Annotated in this window: 13 protein-coding genes; all 13 read right to left on the bottom strand. The window is 40.7% G+C overall.

The annotated features are described in order from the left end of the window. Positions 1–446: 446 nt before the first annotated feature. The 13 genes from lysS to ACFQ4X_RS19145 all read right to left on the bottom strand — a co-directional run bounded on the left by lysS (position 447) and on the right by ACFQ4X_RS19145 (position 11,422). Positions 447–1,940, bottom strand: coding sequence for a lysine--tRNA ligase (gene lysS / locus ACFQ4X_RS19085; protein ID WP_379838005.1), 1,494 nt, complete (start codon positions 1,938–1,940; stop codon positions 447–449). Between the two features lie 16 nt (positions 1,941–1,956). Continuing rightward, on the bottom strand, positions 1,957–2,370 hold the full coding sequence (locus ACFQ4X_RS19090; protein ID WP_379838007.1) for a GreA/GreB family elongation factor: 414 nt from the start codon (positions 2,368–2,370) through the stop codon (positions 1,957–1,959). 107 nt (positions 2,371–2,477) lie between these two features. After that, a complete protein-coding gene (dusB, locus tag ACFQ4X_RS19095; RefSeq protein WP_379838009.1) occupies positions 2,478–3,467 on the bottom strand; it encodes a tRNA dihydrouridine synthase DusB in 990 nt (329 codons plus the stop codon). A 45-nt stretch (positions 3,468–3,512) separates the two neighbouring features. Continuing rightward, positions 3,513–3,710: a helix-turn-helix domain-containing protein gene (locus ACFQ4X_RS19100; protein ID WP_066238222.1), complete on the bottom strand. Its 198-nt coding sequence runs from the start codon at positions 3,708–3,710 to the stop codon at positions 3,513–3,515. Next, positions 3,662–4,186, bottom strand: a complete 525-nt coding sequence (gene folK / locus ACFQ4X_RS19105) for a 2-amino-4-hydroxy-6-hydroxymethyldihydropteridine diphosphokinase (protein ID WP_379838088.1) — start codon at positions 4,184–4,186, stop codon at positions 3,662–3,664. The genes ACFQ4X_RS19100 and folK overlap by 49 nt, the downstream gene beginning before the upstream one ends. A 9-nt stretch (positions 4,187–4,195) precedes the next feature. After that, the gene (gene folB, locus ACFQ4X_RS19110) at positions 4,196–4,558 is read right to left on the bottom strand and encodes a dihydroneopterin aldolase (RefSeq protein ID WP_379838011.1); all 363 of its coding nucleotides are present in this window, start codon (positions 4,556–4,558) and stop codon (positions 4,196–4,198) included. Beyond that, entirely contained in the window at positions 4,551–5,396 is an 846-nt protein-coding gene (gene folP / locus ACFQ4X_RS19115) for a dihydropteroate synthase (protein ID WP_379838090.1), read from the bottom strand. Before folP ends, folB begins: the two co-directional genes overlap by 8 nt. 34 nt (positions 5,397–5,430) lie before the next feature. Continuing rightward, a complete protein-coding gene (gene pabC, locus ACFQ4X_RS19120) occupies positions 5,431–6,279 on the bottom strand; it encodes an aminodeoxychorismate lyase (RefSeq protein ID WP_379838013.1) in 849 nt (282 codons plus the stop codon). Further along, a complete protein-coding gene (gene pabA / locus ACFQ4X_RS19125) occupies positions 6,264–6,857 on the bottom strand; it encodes an aminodeoxychorismate/anthranilate synthase component II (protein WP_379838015.1) in 594 nt (197 codons plus the stop codon). The genes pabC and pabA overlap by 16 nt, the downstream gene beginning before the upstream one ends. 29 nt (positions 6,858–6,886) lie before the next feature. Beyond that, entirely contained in the window at positions 6,887–8,317 is a 1,431-nt protein-coding gene (locus ACFQ4X_RS19130) for an anthranilate synthase component I family protein (protein WP_379838017.1), read from the bottom strand. Between the two features lie 352 nt (positions 8,318–8,669). Further along, positions 8,670–9,596, bottom strand: a complete 927-nt coding sequence (gene cysK / locus ACFQ4X_RS19135) for a cysteine synthase A (protein WP_379838019.1) — start codon at positions 9,594–9,596, stop codon at positions 8,670–8,672. A 157-nt stretch (positions 9,597–9,753) separates the two neighbouring features. Beyond that, positions 9,754–10,638: an Hsp33 family molecular chaperone HslO gene (gene hslO / locus ACFQ4X_RS19140; RefSeq protein ID WP_379838021.1), complete on the bottom strand. Its 885-nt coding sequence runs from the start codon at positions 10,636–10,638 to the stop codon at positions 9,754–9,756. Between the two features lie 13 nt (positions 10,639–10,651). Continuing rightward, positions 10,652–11,422, bottom strand: coding sequence for a type III pantothenate kinase (locus tag ACFQ4X_RS19145; protein WP_379838023.1), 771 nt, complete (start codon positions 11,420–11,422; stop codon positions 10,652–10,654). Positions 11,423–11,859 lie beyond the last annotated feature (437 nt).

Below are 11,859 nucleotides of genomic sequence, written 5' to 3' on the forward strand. Positions count from 1 at the left end.
CTAATTTATTACTGACGGAATTAATTCTTAATTCCTTACCTTTGCTTTTGTTCAGTTTTCAAAGAACTTGTTTGTTTAAAGCTTGTCGCTCGTTTTGGCGACTTTATTAGGTTATCATGCCGCAACCCTTGTTGTCAACAGCTTTTTCGAAAAACTTTAAATCGTTTTTGATAAGCAATCAACACGTTAGTATTCCTTGCGACGAAGAATAATATACCACCATTTTCACTCTTGTACAATAGTTTTTCTTAAAATAGTTAAACATTTTTTCTTCAAACAATCCCGCCTTAAAGCTAATTACAATATGGGCTAAACAATTAACCTTCAAACACAAGATATTGTGAAATGGCAATTATTCTACCAGCACCTCAATTATCTTTCTCAAAACAAAAACAATTCATTCCTGTATAAATAAAAAAACCAGCACAGGGCTGGTTTTAAAATAACTATTTCTCTGAATGGCGCATTTGCGGGAATAACAATACGTCACGGATAGATGGTGAGTTCGTTAATAACATAACCAGGCGGTCAATACCGATTCCCAGTCCGCCAGTTGGAGGCATACCATATTCAAGTGCTTCTACAAAATCTTCATCCATCATGTGTGCTTCATCGTTGCCTTCAGCACGTTCTTTTAATTGTTCTTCAAAACGTTCGCGCTGATCAATCGGATCGTTAAGCTCAGAGAAAGCATTAGCATGTTCGCGCCCTACGATAAATAGTTCGAAACGGTCAGTAAAGCGCGGATCCTCTGGATTCTTTTTAGCAAGAGGAGAAATCGCAACCGGATGTCCGTATACAAATGTTGGCTGAATAAGCTTTTCTTCAACAAAATGCTCAAAGAATTCATTTACAACATGTCCATAAGACATATTATCTTTTACTGGCACGTTATGCTTTTTAGCTAGTTCGCGAGCTTCTTGATCTGACATTTCCGGCCAGAAATCCACACCCGCTGCTTCTTTAATAGCATCGACCATATGAACTCTCTTCCAGCGAGGCTTAAGGTCTACTTCATAATCACCATACTTTACAGTGGTTGATCCGAGCACATCTTCCGCAATATGTGCTATCAGGTTTTCAGTAAGTTCCATAATATCAAGGTAATCAGCATAAGCTTCATACAGTTCAATCATCGTAAATTCCGGGTTGTGGCGAGTAGATACACCTTCATTACGGAATACACGGCCGATTTCATAAACTTTTTCAAGACCACCTACGATCAGACGCTTTAAGTGAAGCTCGATCGCAATACGCATGTAAAGCTCCATGTCCAATGCATTGTGATGTGTAATAAACGGGCGGGCAGATGCTCCCCCAGGAATAGAATGCATCGTTGGTGTTTCAACTTCCAAATAGCCATGGTCATCTAAGTAACGGCGCATAGAACGAATAATCTTTGAACGGGAGATAAAAGTATCTTTTACTTCTGGGTTCATGATTAGATCGACATAACGCTGACGGTAGCGCTGTTCAACATCTTTTAATCCATGGAATTTGTCTGGAAGAGGACGCAAGGATTTAGTTAAAAGCTGAAAGTCTTTTGCTTTAATAGAAAGTTCCCCGACTTTTGTTTTGAATACCAATCCGGTAACTCCTACCCAGTCACCGATATCAATAGTATTGAACAAATCATATTGATCTTCGCCGACTGCATCCTGTCTTACGTAAATCTGAATTTTACCTGTTAAGTCCTGAATATGAGCAAAACCAGCTTTACCTTTTCCGCGCTTAGTCATGATACGTCCAGCAAGAGTAACTTCGATCTCCTGGCTGTCCAGTTCTTCTTTTTCAACTTCTCCATATTCAGTTACAAGATCAGCAGCTGTATGAGTACGGCTAAACTTTGTACCAAACGGATCTAATCCTTTTTCTGTTAGAGAAGCTAACTTTTCGCGCCGCACACGCAGCAAATCATTTAATTCTACTTCTTGACTCATGGGAACACTCCTACCTTTAGCAGTTTTGAATATCTATTATGTTATAAGTTAAATTTTCACCCGCCGGTACTTGAATACAAATTAATGTATTTACCGTTTTACCAATAGCGGCTTTTGCAATCGGGGAATGAACAGAAATCATATTATCACGGGGATCCGCTTCATAAGGATGAACAATTGTATATGTGTATCTCTCTTTAAAGACGGTTTCCTCTATTGTAATGGTTGAACCGGCTTCTACAAAATCTCCCGCTTCCCTTACAACTGGCCAAGTAACAGAAGATGATAATACTCTCTCTATCTCTTCCATCCGGCTTATTATGAAATCTTTTTCCGGTGAATTCCGGAATTCCTTTTTGCGTTTTTTCAGGTATTGAAGTTCTTTCTCAAGCTTCCTGGTGCCTTCTTGTGTGAGTTTTAGCATATTCATATGCTATTCCTCCTCAGTTTTTAATAAAAGGAAACACCGGCTGCTGTTTTGAGCACTTAAGCAAACAACAGCCAGTCATCTGATGATCTGGCTGTATGTCACTTTAATCAGCTGATTTTTTGCTGTATTTCTTCGACCTGTTCTACGTAATTGAACAATAACTTGCTCATGTCGTCACGTGTCGTCATCTGGTTAATTTCATTTCGGACAGATCCTGTCTTCGGTAACCCTTTTAGATACCAAGCTGCATGTTTTCTCATTTCTCGGACTGCAACATCTTCGCCTTTAAGTTCGATCAAACGATCCATGTGGAGCATGCAGATATTCATTTTTTCACGAGCATTCGGTTCAGGAAGGATCTCTCCAGTTTCAAGGTACTGAACGGTACGGTAGAGCATCCAAGGATTTCCGAGAGCCGCTCTCCCGATCATTACACCGTCAACGCCATATTTCTGGAGACACTCTTTCGCTTCTTGAGGTGTTGAGATATCACCATTTCCGATTACAGGAATCGAAACATTTTCTTTTACTTGTTTGATGATGTCCCAATTTGCTGTTCCTTCATACATCTGAACACGTGTACGGCCATGAACCGCTACTGCTGCGCCGCCTGCACGTTCGACTGCCTGTGCGTTTTTTACAGCAAAAATGTGATCTTCATCCCAGCCAACACGCATCTTTACAGTTACCGGCTTTTGAACAGCATCTACTGTTGCTGCTACCATTTCATAGATCTTGTCTGGATCAAGCAGCCACTTTGCTCCTGCATCACACTTTGTAATTTTAGGAACCGGGCATCCCATATTAATATCAATAATATCTGCATTTGTATGCTTATCAACATATTTAGCCGCAGCTACCAATGATTCACGTTCTCCACCGAAAATTTGAAGGCTTAACGGTTTTTCACGTTCATCTACATATAGCATCTTAAGCGACCTTTCATTTTCATAAAGAATTCCTTTGTCACTTACCATCTCTGCACACACAAGTCCTGCTCCAAACTCTTTTGCGATCAAACGGAATGCAGGGTTGCACACACCTGCCATAGGGGCAAGGACAACAGGATTTTTCAACGTAATATCACCGATTTTCAACGTCCATATCACCTCGTTTCCAATCAATTAATAAAATCTATCTGCTTACTGTAACTCTTCAACGTTAATACTAAATTGATTCGCTATTTTGTGAAGCAAATCTACTTTGGGCTTTCGGCTGCCCCTTTCAACCTCGCCAAGAACCGATACTGAAATACCGATATCTTTAGCAAGCTGCTCTTGCGTATAGCCTTTTAATTTTCTGAACGCACGGATGCGTCTTCCAAGTCGGTCTTCTTCCATATGCGTACACCTTCTTTATCTCTTTGTTCGCAAAGGACTTGATGTAAAGAAATTGTTTTATCCGGATAAACGTCATCTGGAGCAATTTCGCTAAGAGGTATCAGAACAAATGCCCTTTCAAGCATACGTGGATGCGGAATTTCTAAGTCTTCCGTCTGTATACTTACACTATTATACAATAAAATGTCAAGGTCTATTGTTCGAGGTCCCCATTTTTGAACTCTTTTTCTATCCAAATCGTTCTCTACCTGTTGCATTTTACTCAATAATGCCTGTGGAGAAAGACTGGTTTTGAGTTTTATAGCTAAATTCAAAAAGAGCGGCTGATCAGTAAATCCTACTGGATCTGTTTCATATATAGAAGATACACTCTCTATCAAAACTTCTGGATATCTGCCAAGAAGCTCTATTGACTTTTTTAGCAGCCCTTCCCTGTCTCCCATGTTCGATCCGACAGACAAGAAAGCTGTATTCATTGGCTCCATTTAACTCCGTCCTCTTGTGATTTCAACAGCAACCGAGTCATAATGCCCTGGGATCGGAGGATCTGGTTTTATTACTTTTACCGTTGTTTCATCGACAAAAGTGAATTTACTGAGCAGAGACGCTGCAATGCTTTCAGCTAAAGACTCTAAAAGCTTGACCGGATCTCCCTCAACAATTTCTTTTACTGCATCATAAACTTCTTTATAGTTAACCGTTTGATCTAGTTCATCAGTAAGTCCCGCTTTTGAAAGATCAAGCGACAGTGTTACATCTACGTTGAACCGCTGGCCGAGCTTTTGTTCCTCAGCAAAAACGCCGTGATAGCCATAAAATTTCATGCCGGTCACATACATTTTATCCATGGCTCTCAGCACCTTTCCCAAGCATTATATCCATCATTTTAGCCATTCTGCTTATTTCTTTAACATCATGCACACGTACGATTGAACAGCCTCGTTCAATTCCTAGGCAGACTGTAGCCCCTGTCCCTTCCATACGTTCATCAACTGGAAGATCCAGTGCTTTTCCGATCATCGATTTTCGGGAAGTACCTAGTAATACTGGATAGCCAATGTTTGTTATTTCATTTAGTCTTCTCATTGTTTCAAGATTTTGCTGAAAGGATTTAACGAACCCGATTCCAGGATCAAGGATAATGTTTTCCGGTTTAACTCCTGCCTTAACAGCTATTGCTATACTGAGTTCCAAGTCAGCAATTACATCGGCCATGAACTCCTGGTAATTGGTGTCGAACCGGTTATGCATTAAAATCACAGGTACATTTGTTTCGGCCATAACACGCGGCATATCAGGATCCAGTTTAGCCCCCCATACATCATTGATGATATGAGCACCAGCTTGAACAGCTTGTCTTGCCGTTTCTGCTTTATACGTATCGATTGAAATCGGCACATTAACTTCCTTTTTCAATGCTTCAATGACAGGGATCACCCGTTCCAGTTCTTCTTCGAGGGTTACTTTTGCAGCACCAGGTCTAGTGGATTCACCGCCAACATCGATAATGTCAGCTCCGTCCCTCACCATCTCTTTTGCGTGGAGGATGGCTTGCTCAATCCGGTTATGATGTCCGCCATCTGAGAAAGAATCAGGAGTTACGTTCAAAATCCCCATCACATATGTTTTTTTCGAAAAATCGAGTACGTATTCTCCGCAAATCAGCTTAGGCTGGTTCGTGATCATTTCATGCATAGACTATCTACCCTTTCTTAAAACCTTAAATCGTTCGGTGTCTATTATTCGTATCTTCCGTGTAATTCGTTTTTAGTTTTTGAAAAAGTTGCCCTTCCGCACCAGGAAAGTGTTTTTGTTCGAACCGGTTAACCGGGACAAGTTCCTGAATCGAATTTGTTAGAAAGACTTCATCCGCATTATGAAGTTCATTTATTTTATAATTCCCCGTTTCAAAAGGAATGTTCATTTTCTCTGAAGCATTTAAAACCCATTTTCTTGTAATTCCGTTTAGAATACCCGTTGACAACCCCGGAGTGAACAATGTTCCATCTTTAAACCAAAAAAGGTTGGAGACTGTGCCTTCGCTGATAAACCCTTCTTTTGTTAGAAACACACCTTCTTGTCCTGCTGGATCCCTAAGCTCTCTTTTGCCAAGTATGCTGTTTAAGTAGTGATGTGATTTTATCCTTTGATTGCCCTCTGGAGTGTTGCGGACGGTCTTGAGTATTACCAGTTCTTTCGCAGAAGCCATAGATTGCGGAAGCGGCTTCGTAAAAAGAATAATAGCGGGATTTTCATACGGATCGGTTTGCAATCCTATATCACCTTCACCGGCTGAGACGTTTAAACGAAAATATGCATCTTCCAGTTTGTTTTTTTGCAGAAGGGTTTGAACCATTTCTATAACATGATCTGTATTTATTACTGCATCAATATTTAACTCTTTTAGTGCTTCTTGAAGCCGTTCCATATGCTCATCAATCAAATAAGGGAAGCCATTATACGTTCTGAACGTTTCAAACGCTCCAAGACCATACATAAACCCGTGGTCATAAGGTGAAATTACGGCCTCTTCCTTTGTTAGAACTTTTCCATTTATATAGATGTACATACGTTTTTGCCTTTATAGAAATCAATGAAGTTTCTTAAAAGTTTCTTTCCATCCTCCGTTAAAATGGATTCAGGATGATATTGCACCCCTTCGATCGGGAGTTCTTTATGGCGGATTCCCATAATCTCGCCTTCTTCTGTCCAAGAGGAAATCTCAAAACAATCAGGCAGCGTTTCTCTTTTTACAATTAGCGAGTGATAGCGCGTTGCAGGAAATTCCTGCTCTAAGCCTTTATATACTGTTTTTCCATCATGGAGAACAGGAGAAACTTTGCCATGCATCAATCTGTCGGCACGAACTACATCTCCTCCAAAAACCTGGGCAATTGCCTGGTGTCCTAGACACACGCCGAATACAGGAATCTTCCCAGCAAAATGTCGTATCGCTTCCAGACTGATACCCGCTTCATTTGGAGAGCATGGTCCAGGTGATATCATCAGAAATTCTGGATTTAACTGTTCGATCTCTTTAATTGTAATTTCATCATTTCGTTTTACGACTAGCTCCTCACCCATCTCACCTAAGTATTGAACGAGGTTATACGTAAAAGAATCATAGTTATCAATCATTAAAATCATCTCGTCTCTTCTCCTCTCATGTGCTGTTTTTATACCAATATTGACCCGAGCTCACTTTGCTCTTTGGCACGCCACAGCGCCTCTGCTTTTTTCAAACTCTCTTTATATTCACTTTCTGGTATCGAGTCAATAACAATACCTGCACCTGCTTGAACATGCGCAGTTCCATTTTGACATACCATCGTGCGTATTGCGATATTCATTTCTGTATCGCCGTTAAACCCGATCCATCCGATGCTTCCTGTATAAACGCCTCTTCTGACTGGTTCAAGCTCCTCGATGATCTCCATCGTCCTTACCTTCGGAGCTCCTGTTATCGTTCCGCCTGGAAACGTAGCTTTTATACAATCAAAAGCATCACATTCTGGTCTTAATTTCCCAACTACATTTGAAACGATATGCATGACATGTGAATACCTTTCAATAACCATAAACTCGTCCACTTTAACTGTTCCGTATGCTGAAACCTTGCCAAGATCGTTTCTTTCCAGATCAACGAGCATCACATGTTCTGCACGTTCTTTTTCATTTTCGATGAGCGTATTTGCTAGCTCCAAATCTTCCTCTTCCGTTCTTCCGCGCGGGCGTGTACCCGCAATAGGCCGAGTGCTTACACAATCGCCTTTTTTCTTTACTAATAACTCCGGGGAAGCACTGACAAGCTGGAAGTCAGGAGTTTCTAAATATCCCATATAAGGTGAAGGATTAATCCTTCTTAGTTCTTCGTATATACGAAAAGGCTCCGTCTGCAGTGCTTTTGATTGTCGAACAGACAGATTCACTTGAAATACATCTCCGTCCGAGATATAGGACTGAACCTTTTTGACAGCTTCAACAAAAACATCTTCTGTCATAGATACGTGCTTAAAGTCCTCATCGCTTGAAAGGCTCTGATCATAAATTTTTGTAGGCTGCGGGGAAATAGTTGTATGCCACATTTCCTTAAACGCACGCAGCTTGTCCAAACTATATAGATTATCTTTTTCTGCACTTAAAACGAGAATCCAAAGCTTGTTCGTCTCATGATCATAGACGAACACATCTTTAAATAATAAGAAATATAAATCAGGCAATTCTAGGTCATCATCTGAACGTGCAGGAAGTTTCTCGAATTCACGAGTCAGGTCATAACTTAAATATCCGATTGCGCCGCCTGTAAAGTCCGGCAGACCTTCAACTGGTTCGATCTCAAAATGCTTAAACCATTGCTGAAACTCTTTGTAAACAGGTCCTTTTTTTACAGTGATCCCGTCGTCTGTTTTTACCGTTAAAACATTTTCTTTTCCAGAAACCTCAGCGAATGGAGAAAGTCCGATAATGCTGTACCTTCCTGTTCTTCCGCTCTCCAATAAAACATGACGCGGTTCGGTTGCTGACAAAGTTTTATATTTAAAAAACCACTCTTCTTTAGAAAGCGGAATATTAGTATGCAGCACATGCCATTTCTTGTTCTTCCCCATAAGGTCACTCTCCCAAAAATCTTCTGCTTACATTGTACATGAGGCGTTTCACTTTGGCACACCTTTCTGTCAATTTCCTGCATTTTCAAATGTGTTTATGAATGCTTTGCTGCCATAGGAGTGGTTGATTTCCGCTCCAGGTTGCTCGCTTTCCGCGGGGCGTGCGGTGAGCCTCTTTGCGCTTCGCGCCTTTAAGAGTCTCACCTGCCACACTCGTCCCGCAGGAGTCTCGCACCTTACGCTCCAATCAACTTCAATGAAGTATCTTCGCAAAAAATTCATCAGCAAAAATCATTTAGTAAAGAAACAACGACCTATACATAAAAAAAGCCCCCATAAGGGAGCGGTAATGTTAGTCTTCGAATTGGTAAAGCGGTGTGCTTAAGTACCTTTCACCGTTACTTGGTATAACAGCGAGTACCTTTTTTCCTTTTCCGAGCTTTTTGGCTACTTTTAACGCAGCTGCAATTGCTGCACCTGAAGAGATGCCTCCTAATAGCCCTTCTTCACGTGCTGCTCTTCTCGCCCACTCAAATGCTTCATCATTTGAGATCGTCAAGACTTCATCATAAATATCTGTTTTTAAAATATCGGGAACAAAACCTGCACCTATTCCCTGTATCTTATGGGGTCCTGGTTTACCGCCTGAAAGAACTGGAGAGTCAGTCGGCTCTACAGCATAGATTTTAGCTTCAGGATATTTTTCTTTTATAACCTCGCCTGCACCCGTAATTGTTCCGCCTGTACCAATGCCCGACACGAAAGCGTCTAAACCATCAGGAAATTGTGCAATAATTTCTTTTCCGGTCGTATTTCTGTGAATTTTTGGGTTTGCTTCATTTTTAAACTGCTGGGGCATGAAATAGTCTTTTTCTTTCGATAGTTCCTCGGCCTTCCGGATCGCTCCGCCCATTCCTTCAGGTCCAGGAGTCAATATAAGTTCCGCTCCGTATGCTCTTAACAAATTCCGTCTTTCCATACTCATTGTTTCAGGCATAACAAGAACAGTTTTGTATCCTTTTGCAGCTGCAACCATCGCTAATCCAATCCCGGTATTTCCGCTTGTAGGCTCAACGATCGTGTCGCCTGCTTTTAACTTGCCGCTCTCTTCAGCATCTTCGATCATCGCTAATGCAATACGATCTTTTACACTGCTTCCTGGGTTCATAAATTCTAATTTCAAATATACATCTGCCATATCTTCTGTTGTTAATCGATTCAATTTCACAACAGGGGTTTGACCGATTAAATCTGTAATCGATTGTGCCACACGAACCATTCGCCATCACTCCTAAAACCGAGTATTTTTATTGGATTAATTGTATCAACTATGGAAATCAAGTGTCAATTTAAAAGCCTGTGAAATCCGTCCTATTACAATCGTACGCAAAAAAAAAATTTTCATGTGTAAATCAAAACCCGGAAAAATTCCGGGTCTAGGATTTTGCTTGTTCAAGCAAAGTTTGAAGTTCTTCTTTTGTGAATACATAGGTAGCATTGCAAAACTGGCAATTTGTCTCCGCTTGCCCGTCTTCTTCAATAATATCTTTGATTTCTTGTTCTCCAAGACTTACAATTGCTTGGCCGAAACGTTCGTGTGAACACGTACATTGGAATCGAACTGGTGACTTTTCTAAGATTTGAACTTGATCTTCTCCTAAAAGCTCAAATAAAATCTCTTCAGGAGTCAATCCTTTTTCAATTAGCCGTGAGATTGGCGGAATGGCTTTAATACGCTCTTCTAAAAGATCGATAATACTATTTGATGCATTTGGCATCACCTGAATGATAAAACCACCCGCAGCTTTAATAGAATTATCCGGATTTACAAGCACGCCTACACCTACTGCAGAAGGCACTTGTTCAGAAGAAGCAAAATAATACGTAAAGTCTTCACCTAGTTCACCTGAAACCATTGGTACTTGTCCTGTGAATTTTTCACGCATTCCGATATCTTTTAATACAGACAGATATCCGTTCTTTCCGACAGCGCGTGCTACATCCAGTTTCCCTTTGCTGTTTAGATCAAAATGAGTTTGAGGATTCGTAACATAACCACGTGTTTCACCCTTCGTGTTGCTGTCAACGATGATTACGCCGATCGGACCTCCGCCTTCAATTTTAACTGTAATTTTATTGTCTTCGCCTTTTAGCATCATTCCCATCATGGTAGAAGCAGTCATCGCCCTTCCAAGTGCAGCTGATGCGGTCGGCCACGTATTATGTCTTTGTTGCGCTTCGCTTACCATCTCTGTTGTTGAAATAGCATATGCACGAATTTGCCCGTCGAATGCAAGGGCTTTAATTAAATAGTCATTCATTACAACTCATCCTTTAGCCGTTCTTGTTTTTATCGTAAATAAACAATAGACCTTTTAATGTTAAGAAAGGATCTACATGATCAATAACACTGCTTTCGGCTGCGATCAGATTCGCAAGACCGCCTGTTGCGATTACAGTTGGCTCAATCGGTGATTGTTCCTTCATTCTTTTTACAATACCCTCTACTTGTCCTACATATCCATAAAGTATGCCGGCTTGCATTGCATTAACTGTATTTTTCCCAATTACACCTTCAGGCTTTGCGATTTCGATACGCGGAAGCTTAGCTGCTTTCGTGTAAAGCGCTTCTGTAGAAATATTGATACCCGGGGCAATTGCTCCGCCCATGTATTGTTTATTTTCATTAATGTAGCAGTATGTTGTAGCCGTTCCAAAGTCGACAATGATCAATGGTGAATCGTATTCATGAATTGCAGCAACTGCATTCACGATTCTGTCAGCTCCAACTTCTCTTGGGTTTTCATACTTTATATTCAGCCCGGTTTTAATTCCAGGACCAACAATCAGCGGACGTTGATTAAAATATTTTAAGCACATACGCTCTAATGCGAACATGATTGGAGGAACAACAGATGATATGATGATTCCTTCGATTTGTTCTTTATTAATATTCACATGCCGGAACAGATCGAGTATCAGCATGCCGTATTCGTCTTCTGTTTTTTCACGTGATGTATGAATTCTCCAATGGTGCTTCAGTTCATCGTTCTCATATAGTCCTAAAACAATATTCGTATTTCCGACATCAAACACAAAAATCATGAATTTGTCCCCGCTTCTTATCTTAAGTTTCTATAATAGTTATAACATAAAACGTATAGGAGTAAAGTAACGCGGTTTATTGGAGTATTTGTAGAGTATTCATTGGTGCTCTTGAAAGTCGTTGATTTCCACTCCAGGTTGCGCGCTTTCCACGGGGCGTACGGTGAGCCTCCTGCCGCTTTGCGCCATTAGGAGTCTCCACCTGACCGCTCGTCCCGTAGGAGTCGGCAACCTTACGTTACAATCAACTTTTCAATGAAGAAAAAGAGAAACATCAATAGCAATAACCCCTTAAAACATCCATGTAAAAAGCGAAGTTACTAAGCTAAATAACTTCAGTGATAACAAAAGATCTTTGATAAATAGACTCTCCTCTTAATTGTTGGTCTTTCAATTCTTTCCCTCCACTGACAAGTTGATTGGAGTGAAAGGTGCGA

It is taken from the genome of Fictibacillus halophilus (assembly GCF_042680145.1).
GTDB lineage: Bacteria > Bacillota > Bacilli > Bacillales > Fictibacillaceae > Fictibacillus > Fictibacillus halophilus_A.